The sequence below is a fragment of the Prolixibacter sp. NT017 genome (assembly GCF_009617875.1).
Taxonomy (GTDB): domain Bacteria; phylum Bacteroidota; class Bacteroidia; order Bacteroidales; family Prolixibacteraceae; genus Prolixibacter.
In genome coordinates this window covers 1,703,428-1,723,887 of the sequence record NZ_BLAV01000001.1, presented here as the reverse complement: position 1 = coordinate 1,723,887, position 20,460 = coordinate 1,703,428, and the positions used below count along the sequence as shown (strand labels likewise).

21 protein-coding genes are annotated in these 20,460 nt (G+C 44.1%); 15 read left to right on the top strand and 6 right to left on the bottom strand.

Features of this window, described 5'->3' with window-relative positions; all coding sequences use genetic code 11:
- Nucleotides 1-309 precede the first annotated feature (309 nt).
- Entirely contained in the window at nt 310-717 is a 408-nt protein-coding gene (locus GJU87_RS07080) for a hypothetical protein (protein ID WP_153638886.1), read from the bottom strand.
- A 344-nt stretch (nt 718-1,061) separates the two neighbouring features.
- Here GJU87_RS07080 and GJU87_RS07075 point away from each other — a divergent pair, with 344 nt between their 5' ends.
- The 9 genes from GJU87_RS07075 to GJU87_RS07035 all read left to right on the top strand — a co-directional run bounded on the left by GJU87_RS07075 (nt 1,062) and on the right by GJU87_RS07035 (nt 8,850).
- A complete protein-coding gene (locus tag GJU87_RS07075; RefSeq protein ID WP_153638885.1) occupies nt 1,062-1,286 on the top strand; it encodes a hypothetical protein in 225 nt (74 codons plus the stop codon).
- 40 nt (nt 1,287-1,326) lie between these two features.
- Nucleotides 1,327-2,073: an energy transducer TonB gene (locus GJU87_RS07070; RefSeq protein ID WP_153638884.1), complete on the top strand. Its 747-nt coding sequence runs from the start codon at nt 1,327-1,329 to the stop codon at nt 2,071-2,073.
- A 1,306-nt stretch (nt 2,074-3,379) separates the two neighbouring features.
- Complete coding sequence (locus tag GJU87_RS07065) at nt 3,380-3,745, top strand: hypothetical protein (RefSeq protein WP_153638883.1); 366 nt, start codon at nt 3,380-3,382, stop codon at nt 3,743-3,745.
- 39 nt (nt 3,746-3,784) lie between these two features.
- Nucleotides 3,785-4,027, top strand: coding sequence for a hypothetical protein (locus GJU87_RS07060; RefSeq protein ID WP_228491889.1), 243 nt, complete (start codon nt 3,785-3,787; stop codon nt 4,025-4,027).
- Between the two features lie 414 nt (nt 4,028-4,441).
- Nucleotides 4,442-5,089: a hypothetical protein gene (locus GJU87_RS07055; protein WP_153638882.1), complete on the top strand. Its 648-nt coding sequence runs from the start codon at nt 4,442-4,444 to the stop codon at nt 5,087-5,089.
- A gap of 153 nt (nt 5,090-5,242) precedes the next feature.
- Nucleotides 5,243-5,812 carry an isochorismatase family protein gene (locus tag GJU87_RS07050; RefSeq protein ID WP_153638881.1) on the top strand — a complete coding sequence of 190 codons (570 nt, stop codon included), beginning with the start codon at nt 5,243-5,245 and terminating at the stop codon, nt 5,810-5,812.
- 1 nt (nt 5,813) lies between these two features.
- Complete coding sequence (locus GJU87_RS07045) at nt 5,814-7,187, top strand: MFS transporter (RefSeq protein ID WP_153638880.1); 1,374 nt, start codon at nt 5,814-5,816, stop codon at nt 7,185-7,187.
- A gap of 366 nt (nt 7,188-7,553) precedes the next feature.
- Nucleotides 7,554-7,928, top strand: a complete 375-nt coding sequence (locus GJU87_RS07040; RefSeq protein WP_153638879.1) for a DUF423 domain-containing protein — start codon at nt 7,554-7,556, stop codon at nt 7,926-7,928.
- Between the two features lie 394 nt (nt 7,929-8,322).
- Nucleotides 8,323-8,850, top strand: coding sequence for an outer membrane protein (locus GJU87_RS07035; RefSeq protein WP_153638878.1), 528 nt, complete (start codon nt 8,323-8,325; stop codon nt 8,848-8,850).
- A 321-nt stretch (nt 8,851-9,171) separates the two neighbouring features.
- Here the strand turns inward: GJU87_RS07035 and GJU87_RS07030 are convergent, their stop codons facing one another.
- The 4 genes from GJU87_RS07030 to GJU87_RS21335 are packed head-to-tail and all read right to left on the bottom strand — an operon-like array spanning nt 9,172 to nt 11,962.
- Nucleotides 9,172-9,597, bottom strand: a complete 426-nt coding sequence (locus GJU87_RS07030) for a hypothetical protein (RefSeq protein WP_153638877.1) — start codon at nt 9,595-9,597, stop codon at nt 9,172-9,174.
- A 31-nt stretch (nt 9,598-9,628) separates the two neighbouring features.
- Nucleotides 9,629-10,270, bottom strand: a complete 642-nt coding sequence (locus tag GJU87_RS07025; protein WP_153638876.1) for a hypothetical protein — start codon at nt 10,268-10,270, stop codon at nt 9,629-9,631.
- A gap of 25 nt (nt 10,271-10,295) precedes the next feature.
- Nucleotides 10,296-10,748, bottom strand: a complete 453-nt coding sequence (locus GJU87_RS07020) for a hypothetical protein (RefSeq protein ID WP_153638875.1) — start codon at nt 10,746-10,748, stop codon at nt 10,296-10,298.
- 11 nt (nt 10,749-10,759) lie between these two features.
- A complete protein-coding gene (locus tag GJU87_RS21335; RefSeq protein ID WP_194831470.1) occupies nt 10,760-11,962 on the bottom strand; it encodes an RHS repeat-associated core domain-containing protein in 1,203 nt (400 codons plus the stop codon).
- A 321-nt stretch (nt 11,963-12,283) separates the two neighbouring features.
- Between GJU87_RS21335 and GJU87_RS07010 the strand changes: the two genes are divergently transcribed.
- The 6 genes from GJU87_RS07010 to GJU87_RS06985 all read left to right on the top strand — a co-directional run bounded on the left by GJU87_RS07010 (nt 12,284) and on the right by GJU87_RS06985 (nt 19,794).
- Complete coding sequence (locus GJU87_RS07010; protein WP_153638874.1) at nt 12,284-12,850, top strand: cysteine hydrolase family protein; 567 nt, start codon at nt 12,284-12,286, stop codon at nt 12,848-12,850.
- A gap of 66 nt (nt 12,851-12,916) precedes the next feature.
- On the top strand, nt 12,917-13,297 hold the full coding sequence (locus tag GJU87_RS07005; protein ID WP_153638873.1) for a hypothetical protein: 381 nt from the start codon (nt 12,917-12,919) through the stop codon (nt 13,295-13,297).
- A gap of 448 nt (nt 13,298-13,745) precedes the next feature.
- Nucleotides 13,746-15,803 carry a DUF3857 domain-containing protein gene (locus GJU87_RS07000; protein ID WP_153638872.1) on the top strand — a complete coding sequence of 686 codons (2,058 nt, stop codon included), beginning with the start codon at nt 13,746-13,748 and terminating at the stop codon, nt 15,801-15,803.
- Nucleotides 15,803-17,713, top strand: a complete 1,911-nt coding sequence (locus GJU87_RS06995) for a DUF3857 domain-containing protein (RefSeq protein WP_153638871.1) — start codon at nt 15,803-15,805, stop codon at nt 17,711-17,713. Before GJU87_RS07000 ends, GJU87_RS06995 begins: the two co-directional genes overlap by 1 nt.
- 178 nt (nt 17,714-17,891) lie before the next feature.
- Complete coding sequence (locus tag GJU87_RS06990; RefSeq protein WP_153638870.1) at nt 17,892-18,152, top strand: hypothetical protein; 261 nt, start codon at nt 17,892-17,894, stop codon at nt 18,150-18,152.
- Nucleotides 18,153-18,894: 742 nt separating this feature from the next.
- The gene (locus GJU87_RS06985; protein ID WP_228491888.1) at nt 18,895-19,794 is read left to right on the top strand and encodes an SDR family oxidoreductase; all 900 of its coding nucleotides are present in this window, start codon (nt 18,895-18,897) and stop codon (nt 19,792-19,794) included.
- A gap of 88 nt (nt 19,795-19,882) precedes the next feature.
- Here the strand turns inward: GJU87_RS06985 and GJU87_RS06980 are convergent, their stop codons facing one another.
- Nucleotides 19,883-20,074, bottom strand: a complete 192-nt coding sequence (locus tag GJU87_RS06980) for a cold-shock protein (protein WP_025865958.1) — start codon at nt 20,072-20,074, stop codon at nt 19,883-19,885.
- Between the last annotated feature and the right edge of the window lie 386 nt (nt 20,075-20,460).

Below are 20,460 nucleotides of genomic sequence, written 5' to 3'. Positions count from 1 at the left end.
ATGTGCAGCTTTTATTTTTTGTTTCAGGTTTGTAAACCGGGGTTGGCTGTTTTCCGAAGTCCCCTGACGTCTCCAAAAATACAAATTTAATTGCGGTGATGGTACTGCCGGATAGCATTGGGGGTGGTGAAAAAGGTCGGCAAGGGTTCATACTTCCAACACCGGTAAAAGCCCTGACGGGGTTCGGAAGTTGTTGGTTTGCTGTTTTTGACGCTGTCAGGTGCGCTGCACGCTGACAGGTCGGCGTCGGTTGTATACCACCGTCAGGGTTTAACAACCACTGACGGGGTGTGTCGGGCGCGTGCAAAATCAATTAGCCGCCTGTTTGATGCTCACGTGATCGAAATAGTCTCCGGCTTCGAGGCCAATGAGCATTGTTCGTTCGGCTCCTGTGTTGTTCTCTTTCAGCCGAACAAACAAGGTGTTTTTATCACGCCGTTCTACGATAAAAGCATCTTCATTTATGGAATACGCATCCGATTCGAGGTTGATATCTTCGCGGTTGTAGTAACTATAGGTGCTGTCCTGAAACGAAATTTCGTCGACCCACCACCAGTCTCCCTGTGTGTTGATGGTCACAGAGTCTGCCCGGGCCGTCAGCTCCACACTCTTTGTCGAGAGTTTAATAATGTCATCCCATTTTCCAATCGGGTTTTCATTGTCTTTACATGAACTCAGTATAAAAATACCGAATACCAGAACCATTGCTTTCTTCATCGTCATTCAATTAGGGTTGGTTTACATTCTGTTTTAGCTTCCTGTTTTTTTGAACTTCTTTTACCAGATGAATATGGTTGCCAAAAGGTTGCGATCAACCACGCGATACCCCGAAAGAGATTGCCTGTGTTTGTTGCGGTGCGAAATACCAGCTGGCCTCTATTTGCTCAAACCAAACATTATGGGTAAATTGGGCATGATGTTTCTTTTTGACCAGGGAACAGGTAGAACGTAAGTTATTTGCTTACGACCACGTAGAAGCAACATAACCGGTGCATCCGGGAGCAGGCAGCAGTGGTGGCCGGCAATGGGACACACCATACGTTGAACGAAAAACTGACGCCATGACAAAAAGTAAAGTTTTTGACCTCGTTCTTGTCATCGTGACAATCATCTTCCTGTCAATCCTGTTTACGGTGATTGACCTTTCCCCTTTGCAACACGACATGACGGCATACGATGTGGGCTACCAGCTGGGGCATTCCACAAACGTGATGTTAAAATACATGCTAAAGCTTACATTACTGCTGGGACTCGTGTTCCTGGTATTCCGGCTAAAGAGCAAATAGCGGCCAGTCATCAAAAAACGACCTTAACCTTTCCAACAAAATGATAAGACATTTGATGCTTGGGCTTTCCCTCCTGATATCGGTTCAGTCGGGAGCACAGACCGGAAGTCCGGCAAGACACTCCGGTTCGCTGCCAAACCTCAATGAGCGTTTTAAAGGCGGTGAAAATCAGCTACGGCTGTACCTGGGCGAAACGACCACTTACCCGGCCGAGGCCGTTGTGCGGGGACGCATGGGCCTGTCGATTGCCGCGGTGACGGTTACCCCGAACGGACGGGTGGCCGCCATTACCATCGTCAACTCGCTGGGCGATCCCATCGACAACGAAGTGACAAGAGTGCTGCGGGGAACAGACGGCCGCTGGCACAAAATGCAACCGAACTACGACACAGAAACTTTTTACATTCAGCTGCGGTTTCAGCTGGCTCATCACCCGTTTTACTCCCCCGATATCAGCGGGCCGAACATTATGGCACCGCTGAGCATCACGGCATCCGGGGCACCGGAAACGTCGACTCATCACATTCTTCCCGACGGCAAGCTGGCCCACCGCATGCAGGTCGCCATGGGGGCATCGGACTACGCGCTGGCGCTGAACCTGCTCGACGAGGCCATCCGGCGCAATCCGTACAACCTGGATGCTTACCCGATGCGGATTACCTGCAGCCGGCACCTGTACCAGCGCAGTCAGGCCATGAAAGATGTCCGGAAGCTGAAAAGGTTCATGAACCAGGAGCCCCTGGCGTCGTTTACCTCCGACAAGGATACGCAATCGAGTGCCCGGTAGCACATTGGTGTTTTGCACCCGATTTTGTTGAAAAAAGGCGGCATTTTGTCCGGGAAAGAGTGAAACCCTGACCATTGTTCGCCGTATTTTTACGAAGGAAAGTTACCAGACAGATGGCCCACTCCCACCCCGGGAGAAAAAAATTTCACAAAGACATAAAAAAAGTGAAACTGTGTGTAATGAAATGGTATGATATGCTACTGATACACCAGTTTGACTATGGTAGATTCAGGGATTGATTCCCAAACCTGGAGACAAATACCATCAACCTCTCTTAACAAAAAGCCCCACCGCCATGGGGCTTTCCTCATTTTTAACCACTATATATTCCACGGATAATCACAGATTAAATTAACGGATGTACACAGATGAATCGGTGCCATGGGTGGTCAGCTCTTTGCGCTCTTGGCAGAAATCTTTGTAGCCTTTGCGTGGAGCTTTTTTAATTTTTTTACCACGAAGAACACAAGGGTTGCACCAAGGACACAATGATGTCCACCGTCGAAGCCGAACAACAGTAACCATAGGAACAACAGAAACGACAAGAACAATATCAGTCACAGCAACCTCTGAGCGCAACCTGAAACCTTTAAAACAATTAGTAATGAAAAATGAGTAATGAACAATCGAAAAACCATTCTATATCGTCTATGGTTGAGCAAAGCGAAATCCCGACCGTGCGTCGGGGTCTAATGTCTCATGTCTTTTTCCAACAACAGGAACCGCGAAGCCTAATCTGCAACTATCCATGTGCGGCGCAACAACGCCTCCGTTCCAATCACTTCCGGAATGTGCGCCTCTTGTCGCTACGGACATTTAACCCGGGGTGGCGTCATCCCGGCTACACCGTGATTCCTTCCCCCGGGCTGAAGTATATCAGGCCTTCAGCCTGACAATGATAGAAACGGGAGAAACAATTAGTAATATGGAAAATGAGTAATGAACAATCAAAAGTCGAAAGGCCATTCTGTATCGTCTAGTGTCTCGAGTCTGGTGTCTAATGTCTTTTTTCCAACAACAGTAACCGGGACATCCAACCTGAAGTTCGTCAGGCATCTGTCGTTTTAGTCCGGTTAGACGAAAAATTATCAACATCCGGGGAACGCTAAAATCTTCCGTGAACGGTCTGTTTTGTATGGTGAATGGTTCGATCTGAGGGATAAACGGAAAAATATACCGGTTGACACGGAGATAAATCTGCCAAACACCAAAGAATTAGTTACTTAATTTCTTGGAGTATTTAACCGTATCTGATAATTTAGATGAAGAAATATTACTAACCAGAATTATTTAACACGACAAAACCATGACCGGAAAAAAATTGCGATTGGTGAATTTCCTGCTGGACACCATCATCTACCTCATTCTCACCCTGTCATTTATCCTGCTATTCAAAGACAACATCCCGCGGGAAGATGTGAAATGGATATCGGTGTTAGCCTATTTCTTTTACTATTTCCTGTTCGAACTACTGGTGGGGCGTACGCCGGCCAAGTTCATTACCCGCTCCAAAGTTGCGTCTCTGGCAAACACAGAGAACCGTTTCTTTTATCTGCTGCAGATTTTCGGACGTACTATCATGCGATTCATTCCGGTTGATATTCTATCCTACCTGTTTTCGTTCAGAGGACTGCACGACTATATTTCCAAAACGACGATAACCCGGTTGTAGGTTGCGTCGGCTCTCAATACTAACTTAATTTATATTGTTATGAAAAGAAAACTATTGAATGTAATCGGGATGTTGCTCATTGCTGCTACCCTGTCGAGTTGTGCTACTGTTTTCGGTGGTGCCGTTTCGGAATGCCAACGAACCAAACCGGCACCGGGTGAACCTGCCAGGCCGGTACGTGCCGTAGCTTTAGTCGCTGACATCCTCCTTTTCTGGCCGGGCGCCATTATTGACTTTGCTACCGGTGCTATCTACAAGCCATGTGACAACAACGGTAAATAATCGATTTTGAGAGACCAGGCGCAGATTGCTTTGGTAATCTGGCCTGGCTTACTCGCTTTTCACTTCTCTCCTTACTTTCGCTAACCTCAGCTCCATTTTTCCTTTCTCCCGCATTCCTTCTGTAAAAAAATTACCGACACCCGAAAAAGGTTAAAATCTTCCGTGAACGGTCAATTTTGTGTGGTGAATGGTTCGATCTGCGGGATAAACGACAAAAGCGAATGCTCACAGACAGGCAAAAACAGTCGCCTGTCCCACTATTTAGACAGCAATTTTTTTGTGTTTTTCATAATATCTAATATTTTAGATGCGCTAACAAAAAAAACAGGACACTGAAAACAAAAACTAACTTCCCCCGATTCAAAACCGTTAACACAACGAATATTCTATCTTAACATTTATCAATCAAAAAAAATGAAAAAACTACTTGTCTTTACCTTCGCGATGTTCGTGAGCCTGGCAGCATTCTCACAGACACATCTGTACGAAAATCCGAATTTTGATAAGATTGCTCAAAACCAGAAGATGATTGCCGTCGTGCCCTTCAAATCGACCGTCAAATTGCGGCCAAAACAGATGAAGGACATGAAACCCGACCAGTTGGCTAAAATGGAAGTATCGGAAGGCGAAGGTGTACAGTCGGCTATGTATTCCTGGTTCCTGAAAAGAGAAAAACGCGGCGAGTTAACCGTAAAAGTGCAAAGCCCGGCCATTACCAATGCCAAGTTGAAAAAAGCAGGCATTACCTACGACAATATGGATGGTTATACCCCAAAAGAAATTGCTGAAGCATTGGGAGTTGACGCCGTTGTTATGGGTACTTTCGAGACCAATAAACCCATGTCTGAAGGTGCTTCCGTCGTACTGGGGGTATTGGTAGGTTTTTGGGGAACCACCAATAAAGCGGTCCTGAACCTCTCCATCTACAACGGAGCCGACAACGATTTGCTGGTTAACTATAACAAAGCTGTTTCCGGTTCACTGGGTAGCTCAACAGAAGATTTGGTAAATAAACTGATGAGAAAAGCTTCCAGAAGGATTGCCTATACCAAAAAAGGATAACTCCTAACAGCTCACAAATAAGATATGAAAGCCTCTCTTCCAGAGGCTTTTTTTATGTGCACCGCCTTAGCTAATCCATGGTTTCAACCGTTACACCGAACATCCCGCCATCAACCGCTGTTTGAGTAACACAGAAACACAAACACACATCACATGATTACAGAATTGGATCAACAAACAGCCCTTGTGCTGATTGATTTGCAGAAAGGAATTCTGGCCGGTGACAAAGCGCATCCGCTGGAAGGTGTATTGAAAAATGCATCCGTCCTCGTCGATGGCTTTCACAATGCCGGATTGCCGGTCGTGATTGTCAACGTAAACCCGGGTGGCGCAGCGTGGACCCGTTCGCGGAAAGAAGCCCAGATGCCCGCTTCGAAGATGCCGGACAACTTTACCGAGATTGTCGATGAGGTCCCTACCCGGCCGGATGACATTTTCGTCACCAAACATACCTGGAACGCCTTCTTCGAAACAGAACTTTATGACGAGTTGCAAAAACGCAACGTCACCGGTATCGTTCTGGGTGGTGTTTCGACCAGCATCGGTGTGGAAGGAACGGCCCGTGCCGCCGCCGAGCTGGGCTACAACGTCAGCTTTGCCACCGATGCCATGACCGACCGGGTGTTGGAAGCACACAACAACAGCCTGCAATACATCTTCCCGCGCATCGGTGAATCGGGCACCACGACGGACATTCTGAACAAGCTTTCGCAGAAAGGCTAACATGGAGGAAGCCACCGACAAAGAGCAGTTAGACGGAAAATTATTGTTCCCGCTGGTGCTGGGAACCATGATGAATCCGCTTAACTCGACCATGCTGGCCACTGCCCTGACGACCATTTGTCACCAGTTTTCACGCGACGTCAGCGCCGGGGCTTACCTCATTACGCCCCTGTATGTCGCGGCCACTATCGGGCAGCCACTCATGGGGCGTCTGGCCGACATTTACAATCCCAAAATCATCAACCGGCTGGGATTTATTTTGGTGTTCATAGCCGCTCTTATCGGCGCGCTGGCTCCTTCATTTGCCTGGCTCATCGTATCGCGGGTTATTCTTGGATTCGGAACTTCAGCTGCCTACCCGTCGGCCATCGCCATTGTTTCGCACCGGTATCAAAGTCAGCAACGTGCCGTACCCGGCAGAGTGCTGGGAATTATTTCCGTCGCCAACCAGGTGAGCATGGTGCTCGGTCCAATTCTCGGTGGTTTCCTGACCGACTGGCTCGGCTGGCAGGGAATTTTCCTCATCAACATCCCGTGGGTACTCAATGCGCTTTATTTCTCCCGGAAAATTCCGTCTATAGAGAAGAAAGATTCCCGGTCCGTTCCGTTGCTGAAAAAGATTGATGCTTCGGGCGTAGCCCTGATGGCTGTATTTCTCATCTCCGCCATGTTTGTTTTAACGCAGCGCCCGTTAAACCTTGCCTACCCAATTACGGCTGTTGTAGCACTGGTGTGGCTTATTTGGCATGAAAGCCGCCAGCGCAATCCGTTCCTCGATGTAAAACTCCTGTGGAACCAGCCTTCGTTATTCTGGGTGTACGTCCGCACCACCGCCACTACCTACATTCTTTACCTGAGTTTGTACGCCATGCCGCAATGGGTGGAAGCGGTGAAGATGATGTCGCCATCGCAAACAGGACTCATCATGTTTCCCATGTCGGTGATGTCGGGCGTTACCGCAATCTACATCTCGCGGTCGACCAAATACCTGCGCATGAACCTGGTGGGCATTATCAGTATGGGGCTGGCCTGGGCCGGATTATTCTACCTTCACGAGGCTGTTCCCGTTTGGATACTCGTCGGCGTCATCATGCTGACCGGGGTAGCAGCAGGAGTCAACGGCATTGTCAACCAGGCGATGATTAGCGTGGAAGTTCCGCAAGCCAAGACGGGCGTATCCTTCGGCCTGTACCGGACATTCGGATATTTCGGTGCCATTATTTCGGGAACACAAATCAAGAGCGTTTTCCGCGACGGCGTCACCGATAAAAGTCTGCATCTCCTGTCAATCTTTGCACTGGCTTCGTTTCTCGTGATGGTTGTCCTCTTTTTCGGAACGCTGGTCCGGCACCGAAGGCAGTTGAAGGTAAGGTAATCGGTTTCAGGTTTCAGGTTGGGCTTCGCCGTTTCTGTTGTTGGAAAAAAGACATTAGAATCCAGATATTAGACCTTAGACGATATAGAATGGTCTTTCGATTGTTCATTACTCATTTTTCATTACTAATTGTTTTAAAGGTTTCAGGTTACGCTCCGCTGTTACTGTCCTTACTATTGTTGGAAAAGTTTTAAGAAGTGACCACTGACCATATACCTTACTCCGTATACCCTTATCCTATACCAATTCTACTTGCCTGTTCTCCCACTCTCATTTTCGGATTACAGGTTCAGTTTTCGAAAATCCGGATCTAACAAAACCTCTCCCATATTGTTATGGTTACCAAAATGAAAAAAGGAAAACAACATGAGTAAATCCATCTTAATGACCGGAGCCGTACTAATGGCACTGGCAGTGATACTGGGAGCATTTGGCGCTCACGCCCTGAAGAGCAGATTAGCAACCGATATGATGCAGGTGTACCACACCGGAGTGCAGTACCAGTTTTATCACGCCCTGGGAATCCTGATTATTGGTGTTTTGTACCGCCACTATCCTTCCGGGACGCTCAGCTGGTCGGCCATACTGATGACCCTTGGTATTGCATTGTTTTCGGGCAGCTTATACCTGCTGGCCGTTACCGGCATTAAATGGCTCGGGGCCATTACTCCATTGGGCGGAACCAGCTTCATCATTGCCTGGATACTCTTTTTCATTGCCGTTTGGAAGAAAATGGGGTGACAGAGAACAATGAAAAATGAGAAATGAACAATTAAAATACCAGGTGTAAGGGATAAGGTATAGGGTGTAAGCGTGAACTACGCGGTTTCAGATTATGGAAAGTGTTAAGTGTTAAGTGTTAAGTGTTAAGAAAGAAGACTCCAGAGGAAAGACGTTAGACATGAGACCTTTGACTTTCGCCTCTTTATTATTCACTACCCATTTTTCATTATTCATTGATTTAAGGGTTTCAGGTTTTGCTGGCTATGTCAAATCACTTTAAGATATATTACAGAGAAAATTTCGCTTTCTTCCGGTTAAGATTAACAATAATATGAAACTTGATTCGTTATGTTTAGAGTATAAACCTAAACGGGACACAAACAACTAATTGTTTCATATTAATTCAACAAAAATGAAAAAATCTGCATTCCTCGTCCTTGCTATTATTTTACCTCTTTTTGGCTTTTCCCAATCGTTCGATACATCCAACCTGCGCGTAGGCGGTGGTTTGGTATACGGAACCGATATCGACAATGTTGGTATTGACATCAACGGAGTCTACCAGTTCGACGAACAATGGGAAGGCGGAATTGCCTTTACCCACTTTTTTGAAAAGAATTATGCCAACTGGAATGTGCTGGATTTTGACGGACATTACATCTTTTACAGCGACAACAGCGGTTTGAACGTTTACGGCGCGGCCGGTTTATCAGTTACATTTGCCAAGATTGACATTCCCGGAACAACCTACACCGATCCCAATTTCGGAACCATCACGACTCCGGGCGTAACCGCTTCCGACAGCAACTTAGGTTTGAACATCGGTGCCGGTGTAAACTATGCCCTCACCGACCAGTTGAACCTGGCTCCGGAACTGAAAGTAACCATCGCGAACGGCAGTTATGTCAGAATGTGTGTCAACCTTCAGTACCGTTTTTAATACAAAAGATATTTCGCATAGGTGTCCTTGGGGTTAATATAAAAGGGAACCACACCCAACAAAAGTAACAGGGTGCAGCATTTTTTTGCTGCACCCTGTTCTTGTTTTAACAACCGACTACCTATCGAAACACAAGCCTGACCACTATACCCAATATGATTACTATGGTACCGAGTCCAATAACATAGTTTTCCGTATCATAGGTTCCACCCCAAGTTGCATCTAGGTTCCCCTCGATTTCATCTTGTAAGCTGGTTCGGCATCCCTTTAATAACCATCTAATAAACCCGCCTAACCATCGTGCAGTCTCAGGCATAGCTATTATTTTTCCTTTTTTGGCGGAGGAGAATCATGAAGCGTATGGATGTAGACATATCCTTTGACAAAACTCCCCTGTTTTCCCCAATCATCATAGCAGACCACGTGCGCAACGGAAGAATCTCTCTTGTAACCAAGAACGTACACACAAGTATCGTAAGGCAATGAAAGAGGTGGAAAATTGAAGACCGGATTGGGTTCCCCCGCCTCAATTTTTTGGTAGTACACTACCAGCGAATCAATAAACTCTTTTTTCTTCACAAATAAGACCGGATTGACAACGCCCCAATACTGCTGGTAACAGTACATTTTCTTCTTGTTCTGTATTTCTTCCCGATAACTTCTGTTCATGTAACGTCCTCCAACAATCCACAAAACAGCAATGACTAACAACAATACCAGCCCAAACCGATTAAGTATCTTATTCATTTGATATCTTTTCCTATGCATGAAATCAGATTCATTCGGGATAGAACAACTCGATGGACTTCATTCCCGTAGGTTTCAGATTCATTTTTTGTTCCTGCTGTCCTGTTAGTTTTTTTACTGCTTCGACTTTCTCCAACACCAGAAAATCTTTTGACGTATTCATTAAGGATATGCCCGGACAGATGCAATCTTTCCCTGATTTGCCAACGTTAAACGTATTCAGCACATAACGGAAGATGCCGGAGTAACGAATAAACGTTGCTTTCAACTGGTACAAAGTAAACAACATCTTGGGACGACTGTCCTGATAAAAAGCATTACTGCCGACAAATGTCTTACCCTCTCTAAATTGATATTTGTTGAATCTCACATAGTGCAAATCCACCAGCGAGTCCATCTGAAAAGGATCACTAAAATACTTTTCCGCCATTCCCAATTCCTTTTGTAAATCAGGATACTGCTCTAAAATATCCTGGTTATAGTCAATCCTGCTGAATAGAACAAACGTGTCTTTCCCATCGATAAAATAAGTTGGTCCCTCACAGTAAACCCCGGCAGAAGTTTTGTAGTACTCATGTACAACAACTCCTTCCATTTGCACTTTTTTTGCCTCCTGGGCTTTGCAGCTTACTGAAATAAACAGCAGAATGAAAAGCAAACGATACTGCATCATCTCAAAATGTCTTTTCGGTTTCGTTCTATTTGGGCAGTGTCGATTGGTCATAAGACTTGACAAACAGAATTGTATCCAGGTAAGTATATCTCACCAACTTGCTGACATCCCGAACAATTAAACTGTCATCATTGAGTTTTAAAATTACAAATGCGTAATCATTGTAGTCTTTTATGAACAAGGTATCCTCTGTGATATCAAATCGAAACCCCTCCCAGTATATATCACCATAATCGAGCTTGCTTCTCTCATTATCTGCATAATTAAATTCGACAAACAGACTGTCCCGAGAGAAATACCAACCTCTGCCTGTCATTTTATTTTCAAAAGTGTAATATGGATCCCAGTACCTGGCACTGTCCCCCGTCAGCAATTCGAAATAGCTTTTATGGCCTTGAACACGGGGATTTCCAACACAGGAAAAGTATCCGAGAATTGCCGCCAATAAACCAAATAACAACATTCTTATTTTCACCATACTATTTACTATCAAGGTTTTACAATTATCTCATCTTTAATTAGATCAAAATGTACAGCTCCATCTGTAAATTTTAGTTTGACTGAAAATCCCAAATATGTTCCATTCAATTGTCTCACTGCATCTTGAGCTTGTTTAGGAGTTATTTCCTTATTAAATAAAGCATTATTAAGAGAAGATGCAGCATATGAACCAGCAGCCTCTTTAAATCTACTGGACGTATCGAAAAAAGACATTACACTTGACTGTTTTGTTATAGCTTTTATCTCGCCAAAAGCGGTTCTTGACGTTGGATCTACCTCGTGCACGTGTTCATGAACATATGCATTTTCCATATTATACAGATTATTAGCCCTTGGATTCACATTACCATTTTTATCCACAGTAATCATATAACTATCTGATTTCACCATATATGCTGCAAATGCTTGCCCATCTTTTTGAGTATCGACGTCTAATACTCCAACACTTCTACTCTTCGAAACGCCTGCTTTATGAGCATAATATGTAGCCACCTTTGCAAGCATATCTCTATTCCTTATATTTTGTCTTGAATAATTAAAATCCGTAAGTTGATCAACAGATCCATTATTCATTATACGTATTTGACTTCCTGATTTTGAACTGCGGATATAATTTCCATTAAAATCAAAGAAATCATCTAGTCCGTTGGGATCGTATATTTTTACTGGATTATTTTGACCATAGCGATAAGGTGTTAATTCAATCGCGGCATCTGATTTGGGATCAACCCCATACCACATACTAATCCTCGGGTCATAATACCGGGCTCCGTAGTAATACAGCCCCGTCTCCTGGTCGAGCTCTTTACCGTTGAAGAGGTAACTGGTGTATTCGGCATCTGTCCGCTCTTCCACGAACGTCTCTCCAAAAGGAAAATATTCATCGTGCTGATACACTTCACCCGAAGCATCCGTAATGTAGCTTGAACTACCCAGATGGTCGGGATGGTAATAGAACTGCAGGTTCTCTACTTTCGTATCGGTGCTGGTCGAACTATTGGTCGATGTGCCCGTACTTACCAACGTACTGTTTTCACGGAAGTACTTCTTAATCCGCCCGTAGGGGATTTTGCCGCTTTTAAGGTGTAGATACAGCTCCGCCACGTGAGTTACAAGGAGAAGAGAAAAATCCTTTTGCCTTCTTATTTTGATGATTTGGAATGTAAAAAAAACAAATCGATAATACTTCATTAATTGAAGTCCTGCTACCCATATATTTCAAAAACGAATAAAACTCTAATATTATTATGTCAAGAACATAAAGGATGTAGTTCTCCTTAACGCCACAGTTAACGGGATTTGACTCTTTAAGCAGATATCAAGAAACCTATTATATCATTATATTAAAAGAACGATTAATAACACCCTCATTTTGAGTTGATAGCACACGATCAGGCAAGTTCGCAAAATGAAACAAGTCAATCCTTCGCGCCGAACTTGTCAGGATTATTCCTTCCGTTCTGTTCTTTTTATGTGTAGCTTTATCGGGATAAGAAACAATTCGTCTACAACATGTCCAACAGTTATTCTTCCTATTCCCCATCCAATCATCGCGGAGCACTTCTCGTTATTGATATGCAGGAAGGTTTTTTTACTGATCAGAATGAGCCGGTTTACCGACAAAAAGAGTTAATAGAAAATATCAACCAACTGACTGACCATTTTCGGAATAAGTATCGTCCGATCATTTTTATCAGACATACAGAAAAACCCGGAGAGGAACTGGTCGAAGGCAGCGAAGCCTGGAACGTTTGCCACCAACTCACCCAAAAAGATGACGATTATTTTCTGGATAAGAGAACGCCTGATTCGTTTTACCATACGGAATTGACTTCCATTCTGCAGGAAAACAGAATCGACACACTATACATTACCGGACTGCAAACGGAATACTGCATCGATACCACTTGCCGGAGTGCGTTTGCCAAAAACTACCACACCATCCTGGTACACGATGCCCACAGCACGTACGATAATGACTTCATGAAAGCGGAAGAGATTATCCGGTACCATCAAAAAATCATTGGTCGTTGGTTTGCGGCGTTGCAAAGCACAGCTGAAATTGCAGCCGGCAGGTAGCCTCCGATTTTGTTAATCTCCGTCAGGATGAGTACATTTAAAAGAACGAATATAAAATTCTGACCTATGAGAACCGGCATCATTTATGTTTCAGGAATCACCGGAGGTATTCTCTTGATCTTCCGGGCCATCGGTATCATAGCCGAATTCAGCGCCAATGCTTTTTTGTTTTACTCCGGCCTGTTCCTGCTATTTATCGTTTGCATACCAACCTATTTGTACGATAAACATCTACGCGACGAAGAGATCAAACAAATCATTGCATCGTACAAAGGCAAAAAGAAGAAACCTCTACAGATAAAGAAAGAAACCTCCGGGATTGAAGAATGGGGCATTAATAATCCGCCGTTTCGCGACCATCATTCTGGTTTGACCTGGGGAGGCGGTAACATTCATGCAACCAATGCCTCCAGAGGAACCAAGCGGAAGTTTCTGAAGAGAAGATGACAGGCAATGAATAGTGAGATGTGAACAATTAGAAATTCTTCTAAACTGATAGAGAAGTCAGGAATTAGAATTCCCGACAGACCAGGCGGCCATATCAATCCCAACTGTCCAATAACATAATGCCAATTTCTTGTACCGTTGCGATAAGATTTTATCTTTAAGCGGACCAATAAAAATAAACAAATCTGCGATTCCTTTGAAAATGAGACCTGAGGACTTATCAAACAAACCATCCCTGCAGTTTTTACCTTTCTTTTTTACCTGAAGCAGCGCCTCATTTATTCGGTGAGTCTTTGTCGGATCGTTTATTTTTTAAGGGTATAAAAACAGGATAGTATCCTGATAAGATTGCTTTGCGTTTTACCAGACGAATAACCTGCCGCGAAACGCCCGGGCAATTCATGTATGCAAATAATATGGGAATCCTCTAACCTTTAAAATAAGAATAATGAAAACTTGCTTCAGTCTAATATTTGTGCTGTTTCTACTCCTGACTGCAATCCAACAGGTCAACGCACAGAAAGAACCAAAAACTGGTCAAATTGACATTAATAACCTCAAAGCCACCCACTGCCCTATCGATTCGAATGCACATGCCTATTTCATTTTCGACTATGGAAAAGCCGACTTCGAATACATGGCCAAGAATGTCAGGTCGGATGAACCTGAAAGTAGCCGGACGGGCTTTCAGTTACACATCAACCGGCATTTCCGTATCAAAATCCTCGACAACGAAGGATTTGACTACGCCAACGTCGAAATTCCACTCTACCAGGGAAGACAAAACGAAGAGTTGTCATCACTGAAAGCGTATACCTATAATCTCGAAAACGGGAAAGAGGTAAAAGACAAGCTGAAGAACAAAGATGTTATGACAGAAGAAACCAGTGAACACTGGAACACGGTTAAGTTTGCCCTTCCGAATGTGAAGGCTGGTTCCATTATCGAAGTTGACTATACGATTCGTACAACCTACTTCTTCAATCTCCGCCCCTGGTATTTTCAACGGGACATTCCAACGATATACAGTGATTTTACCGCCATCATTCCCGAATACTACTATTACAACAAGACCCTTCGTGGTTACTACCCGGTGAAATTTGACCAGGATACACGCGCTCAAAAACTGACCATCACGTATCATCAAAAAGCCGAGGGAATTTCACAAAAGGCATACACGAGTTCCGGGACATTCAGCTACACCGAAAATATTTACCATTATACAGCTGACAGTATCCCGGCATTTCCGAAAGAGAAATTTCTCCGGACCGAAGAGAATTATATTTCCAAAGTGGTATTCGAACTTGAATACAGAAAATTTCCGCGGGAACCCATCGACTACTACACGACAACCTGGGCCGACATCGATAAAAACTTAAATGAGAACCAATATTTCGGGAAGCAGCTCAACAGCGCCGGTTACATCCGGGACGCAGTTGAAGAGTTGAAGAAAAGCGGTGCTGAAGGAGTGCAAATGATGAACCAGGCATTCGAATATATCAAACAGCATATTGCCTGGGATGGTTCCGAAACCAAGTATGCCAATACGACCTTGAACAAAGCGTTCAAAGATGGGTCCGGAAACTGCGCCGATGTAAACCTGAATCTTGTCAGGTTATTGCGCGAGCTGGGCTTCAAAAGTTATCCTGTCATACTGAGTACACAGGACAATGGTATTATTCATCCGTCGCATCCATCTATCAGTAGTTTCAACTACGTGGTTGCCATGGTACTCAGCAACGGTAAAGCCTACCTGATGGATGCCACCGACCGGGACGCCGAAGTCAACCTGCTTCCTATCCGCTGCCTGAACGACAAAGGACGAATCATTGGTGATGTTCAGGACAAGTGGATTAACCTGATGAACTACCAGCCCTTTACCATGACGTCCAGCGTTCTGATGATGATGGACAGCACGGCAACAATCAGCGGCCAGGCCAATATGAACCTGAAGGGGTACGGCGCTTACGAATTCAGGAAAAGAATCCGCAAATATGATTCGCCAGCAGACTTTATCAAAGCAATGGATGATAAAAACAAGTTGCAGAATGTCGACGGAATCAAAGTCAAAGGTCTCGACACGCTCTACCATAACCTAAACCTCACCTACAAATTTTCCGATAGCCACCTGTCGTCAAATCCCGGCGATATGCTCTACTTCACACCGGTAGTCATACCGTATTTTGAGGAGAATCCATTTAAGATCGAAAAAAGGGAGTATCCGGTGGAATTCGATCATCCTTACCATATTCAACAAGTTCAGACTTACAGGTTACCGTCCAATTACCAGCTTCAGGAAGCACCAAAGTCGGTAAAAATGGTTCTTCCGAACAATGAAGCACAATTTGTTTTCCAGATTCAGAACCTCGGAGGCAACCTGATTGTCAGTTCATCGTTGAACATTAACAAAAGTGTATTTCTACCGAGCGAATACGAATCACTGAAGAAATTCTTCCAAATGATGATCGACAAACAGCACGAACTGGTCGTACTAAAACACATTTAATGAAAACATTATTGCTCACTTTTCTCTGCACTCTTTTCTTCAGCATCCCGGTATTTTCGCAAAGCAGCCGGGATGCTGCTTCTATTCCCGACTCCCTGAAAAAGCACGCTGATGCGGTCATCCGGGAATACAAGGTCACCTACCAACGAACGGGCGTCGGGAGCTATAGCAAGGAAGTTCATTTCGTTGCGACCATTCTGAACAGCAATGGAAGAGACGAAGCTAACCTCGCTGTGATGTACGACAAAAACTCCAACGTTTCCCAGATTGGTGGAACCGTCTATGACGCGCACGGAAAAACCGTTAAGAGACTCCGGAATAAAGATATTCGTGATTTTGCTTACAACGAAAGCTATACGCTGTTCGGTGACAACCGCGTTAAGTTCTTCAGACCGGTGTATAAGCTCTATCCATATACCGCTGAATACTATTACAAAGTCAATTACAACGATTTGGTCGGCTTTGGTAACTGGGTTCCGGTTCCGGGTTATAACACTTCCGTGGAAAAAGCAGAAATGACGTTCATCACACCGGACAAGTTTCAATTGCGGCACAAAGAGCTAAACAATGATTTTGCCTTCAGCCAGACGACCGAAAAGAATGCCGTCACCTACCACTGGCAACTGTCAGGTTTTAAAGCGCTCGAATGGGAAAGACTCGCACCCGATTTTATGGATGTATTTCCGGCGGTGCTTCTATCGCCGGACGAGATGTCTTACGAAGGCTCAACCGGGAATTTCGCAACCTGGAAAGGATATGGTGCCTGGACATACCAACTTATCCGTGATCGGACTATACTGCCCGAGGAGACCATCTTAAAACTGGTCAGGCTGACTGACAGCATACCGAATAAACGTGACAAGGTAAAAGCAGTATACCGGTATATGCAGAAGAAGACACGCTACGTCAACATTGCGTTGGGCATCGGGGGATTTCAACCGCTCATGGCTGAAGATGTGGACGCGAAAGGATACGGCGATTGCAAAGCACTGAGTAACTACACCCGCTCGTTGTTAAAGGCCATCGGCATCGATTCGTACTACACAGTTATCGGCAGTGGCGATTACAAGCAAATCAAGTACCCCGACTTTCCCGGTGCCAGCCAGATGAATCATGCAATACTATTCGTTCCCCTCGATCAAGACACCATTTGGCTGGAATGCACCAATCAGCAAATTCCTTTTGGTTACATCAGTCTGGACAATGCCAACCGCTATGCCCTGCAAATTTCGGCAGACGGAGGAAAGCTGGTACGCACACCGAAGTATACAGAAAAAGAGAACCGACGGGACGCACACATTCAGGTCAACCTGCAAAGCAATGGTGCTGCATCATTCCAGCTGAATTCCAAATTCGAGGAAGGCGAGTTTGAAGATGTTTTCGGCGTCCTCCACTTGTCAGCAAAAGAACAAAAAGATGCCTTAACCCGCTGGTTGAATGTTCCCGGACTTACAATTCAAAACTTTTCCATGCGGGATATTTCTGCCGACACGGCCAAAGCAAAGCTGAATGTAAAAGGCGAAACCAGTCGTTACGCCATGCCTACCGGGAACCGGTTGTTCGTCGCCACCAATTTTTTAATCGAGAATAGTTTTCCGTCGCATCTTTCAACCAACCGTCAACTAGACATTTATCAGCGCACAGGCTATACTTACAAAGACACACTGACCATCAACATCCCTGACGGTTTTAAGGTGGAATACCTCCCGGCAAAGAGGGAACTGTCCTCCTCATTTGGTGATTACGAAATCACCTATGGGCAGAATGACAACAACTCCATTGAAGTAACCCGGAAAGTGGTCATTCACCGGGGAAAATACAAAGCCGATGACGTCAAATCCATCAATCATTTCCTTTCGGGTATCGCTACACAGGAACGACAAAAGGTGGTGTTAGTGAAGAAGACATAGAAACAATATTTTCAGTTCTAAAAAATCTCACAGCTTCTGTGGGATTTTTTTTATATCAGCATTCTTCGGGCACTCTGCAAAAAACACACCTCCTTTCAAAAAAAAATTCCCAAAACCGTAACTTTTCCATTTTCAGACAGTCTATTAATACAAACAGCGTACACTTCGAACAACTGTCATGAAAAAGTTTCTGATTCTATACATGCTGCTTTTGTTCACCGCCTGCACCGAAAACGGGGCACTTCATCACGGTCGGAAAACGGTCGACGACAGTTGTGTCATTGATGCAGAGACAAAGAAACAAGCTGTTTCAGGTCCGGGCCTGGCCATTTCCGTTATTGTCAACCGGGAAATTGCCTTACACGAAGCGATCATCTCAACCGGGGACGAGTTGAATGCTCAAACTTCCGTAAATAGAATCGCATCTGAACTTCCCTAGCAATTCTGCCGACAAATCAATTTTCCCAAAAGAAGTCCCGTTTTATAAATTGGGACGATGTCGACGGGGTTCCTACCTAATTTTGCTGACAGAAAAACAAACGTCATGCAAAAGTTTCTGATTCTATATTCACTTCTTTTCATCACAACTTGCAGTCAAAGTGAGTCACTTTATCGTTGCCTGAAACCGACAAAACGAACTCAAGTGACGAGTCTGGAAGCTCAAAATCCCCTCCCTGCCACATCGGATTTGACCACCTTCATTATTGTAAATAGGAAAATTGCACCGGCTGAACGTTTATCGCCCCTAACTGGACAGAATAGCAACGAAAACTTCATCAAACAATTGATAAACAATAACAAAGATCACATGCGAACATGGCGCCTTTAAGCAAATTACAACTCATTCGCATTCTTTTTCGCCCAATAAAATGAGACCGAATGAAAAGGGAAGTAACTTGCTCAAGTCACAAAGCAGAATCGAAAATAAAAGATTTTAATATCCGAATTACTCATAATGAAGCGAATAAACTCATTTCGGGAAAAGTCAGGATAAAATCATGTGCAAGTCCGTCTTCAAAGAAAAGCCAGGTAAGTTGGTAGCGAATCCGAAAAGTACAGACAACCAAGAGTTTTGAATCGAATATATATTATTTCAATAATTACATAAACATTCGCAGAAAATATACTCCAAAATTGAATAGATTGAAGAGCTGAAACGGAAAACAAAACGACTTAACAAAATGACTACAAATAGTAACATGAACACCGAAGAAACAACCGAAAAAGTATTATTGGCAGGTGCGACCGGGTACCTTGGACACTACATCGCGGAAGAATTGGTTCGGCGAAGTATATCGGCAAAAATCATTGCCCGTCGACCCGAAAAGCTCGAATACCTCAAAGGAAAAAACAGGGAAATCATAGGGGCAGAAGTTACCCAGCCCAAAACCCTCGAAGGATTATTTGATGGGATTACGACCGTCATATCCTCCATCGGTATCACCCGACAAAAAGACGGTCTTAGTTACATGGACGTAGATTACCAGGCCAACCTGAATTTGCTCAACGAAGCAAAGAAAGCAGGCGTACGAAAGTTCATCTACGTTTCGGCCATCAATGGAGATAAATACCGCCACCTGAAAATCTTCCAGGCTAAGGAAGCTTTCGTGGATACATTAAAAACGTCGGGGCTCGATTATACCGTGATGCGCCCTAACGGCTTCTTTTCAGACATGCGCGACTTTCTCGATATGGCAAAAGGAGGAAGGGTTTATTTGTTTGGAGACGGTCACTATCAAATGAATCCCATTCATGGTGAAGATTTGGCACGGGTTTGTGTCGATGCCATTACCTCTGCTGAACAGGAAATTGCCGTTGGCGGCCCGGACAACCTATCGCAAAACGAATTGGCAACTCTTGCTTTGAAAGCCTGGAATAAGCCGATTAAAATTACACATCTCCCCGACTGGATTCGTCGGATGACCGTCGGACTCGTGAGAACATTCACCTCATCCAAAACATACGGCCCCATCGAGTTCTTCCTCACACTTATGGCCGATGACCAACTGGCCCCAAACTGCGGGAAACATCACCTGGAGCATTTCTTTAGAGAAGAAATGGAAAGAACGAGGAATGGATAATAACATCTCGGCTCAAACGTTCGGACATAAAAAAAGCCTCACAAACCGTGAGGCTCAAAATCGTAATGAATATGTCGTTTAAACTTACTTACGCAAGTTTAACATTTACCGCATTCAATCCTTTTCTTCCTTCTTGCAAATCGAAGGTTACTTCGTCATTTTCCTGGATTTCATCAACCAATCCGGTTACATGCACAAAATACTCATTGTTTGATTCTTCGTCTTTAATGAAACCAAAACCTTTGGTGTCATTAAAAAATTTTACTGTTCCTTTATTCATTGTTATTTATTTAATACGCCGCAATATACGCATTGTATCGGAATTCCAAACATCATCTTTTGTTTTCTCTAAAATAATTTCACCAAAAAACATTTAAGCATTCATTATCAGTCACATAAAATTAAAATATTTTTTCCGCCGTTTTTTCTAATCAATTGTAGCATTGCACATTAATAATGACGCAAAAATCATAAAAACAACTATAAAAGAGTCCACCGGCTGCCGTTTTACAGTAAAAACCAGCAAAAAACTGAGCCAGTTTCGGAATTATTTTTCCAAATCGCTATTCATTACAAGGAATTAAGGTGTGAATATCGGTGACAGAAAAGGATAAATATAGACTAACAAAACAGAAATCTTAAACAGGATGATTGACCGTTCAAGAA

What these genes read in the sequence shown, in the direction of transcription:
- GJU87_RS07080 (WP_153638886.1), bottom strand. Translation starts at nt 717, where the DNA reads ATGAAGAAAGCAATGGTTCTGGTATTCGGTATTTTTATACTGAGTTCA.
- GJU87_RS07075 (WP_153638885.1), top strand. Translation starts at nt 1,062, where the DNA reads ATGACAAAAAGTAAAGTTTTTGACCTCGTTCTTGTCATCGTGACAATC.
- GJU87_RS07070 (WP_153638884.1), top strand. Translation starts at nt 1,327, where the DNA reads ATGATAAGACATTTGATGCTTGGGCTTTCCCTCCTGATATCGGTTCAG.
- GJU87_RS07065 (WP_153638883.1), top strand. Translation starts at nt 3,380, where the DNA reads ATGACCGGAAAAAAATTGCGATTGGTGAATTTCCTGCTGGACACCATC.
- GJU87_RS07060 (WP_228491889.1), top strand. Translation starts at nt 3,785, where the DNA reads ATGAAAAGAAAACTATTGAATGTAATCGGGATGTTGCTCATTGCTGCT.
- GJU87_RS07055 (WP_153638882.1), top strand. Translation starts at nt 4,442, where the DNA reads ATGAAAAAACTACTTGTCTTTACCTTCGCGATGTTCGTGAGCCTGGCA.
- GJU87_RS07050 (WP_153638881.1), top strand. Translation starts at nt 5,243, where the DNA reads ATGATTACAGAATTGGATCAACAAACAGCCCTTGTGCTGATTGATTTG.
- GJU87_RS07045 (WP_153638880.1), top strand. Translation starts at nt 5,814, where the DNA reads ATGGAGGAAGCCACCGACAAAGAGCAGTTAGACGGAAAATTATTGTTC.
- GJU87_RS07040 (WP_153638879.1), top strand. Translation starts at nt 7,554, where the DNA reads ATGAGTAAATCCATCTTAATGACCGGAGCCGTACTAATGGCACTGGCA.
- GJU87_RS07035 (WP_153638878.1), top strand. Translation starts at nt 8,323, where the DNA reads ATGAAAAAATCTGCATTCCTCGTCCTTGCTATTATTTTACCTCTTTTT.
- GJU87_RS07030 (WP_153638877.1), bottom strand. Translation starts at nt 9,597, where the DNA reads ATGAATAAGATACTTAATCGGTTTGGGCTGGTATTGTTGTTAGTCATT.
- GJU87_RS07025 (WP_153638876.1), bottom strand. Translation starts at nt 10,270, where the DNA reads ATGATGCAGTATCGTTTGCTTTTCATTCTGCTGTTTATTTCAGTAAGC.
- GJU87_RS07020 (WP_153638875.1), bottom strand. Translation starts at nt 10,748, where the DNA reads ATGGTGAAAATAAGAATGTTGTTATTTGGTTTATTGGCGGCAATTCTC.
- GJU87_RS21335 (WP_194831470.1), bottom strand. Translation starts at nt 11,962, where the DNA reads ATGAAGTATTATCGATTTGTTTTTTTTACATTCCAAATCATCAAAATA.
- GJU87_RS07010 (WP_153638874.1), top strand. Translation starts at nt 12,284, where the DNA reads ATGTCCAACAGTTATTCTTCCTATTCCCCATCCAATCATCGCGGAGCA.
- GJU87_RS07005 (WP_153638873.1), top strand. Translation starts at nt 12,917, where the DNA reads ATGAGAACCGGCATCATTTATGTTTCAGGAATCACCGGAGGTATTCTC.
- GJU87_RS07000 (WP_153638872.1), top strand. Translation starts at nt 13,746, where the DNA reads ATGAAAACTTGCTTCAGTCTAATATTTGTGCTGTTTCTACTCCTGACT.
- GJU87_RS06995 (WP_153638871.1), top strand. Translation starts at nt 15,803, where the DNA reads ATGAAAACATTATTGCTCACTTTTCTCTGCACTCTTTTCTTCAGCATC.
- GJU87_RS06990 (WP_153638870.1), top strand. Translation starts at nt 17,892, where the DNA reads ATGAAAAAGTTTCTGATTCTATACATGCTGCTTTTGTTCACCGCCTGC.
- GJU87_RS06985 (WP_228491888.1), top strand. Translation starts at nt 18,895, where the DNA reads ATGACTACAAATAGTAACATGAACACCGAAGAAACAACCGAAAAAGTA.
- GJU87_RS06980 (WP_025865958.1), bottom strand. Translation starts at nt 20,074, where the DNA reads ATGAATAAAGGAACAGTAAAATTTTTTAATGACACCAAAGGTTTTGGT.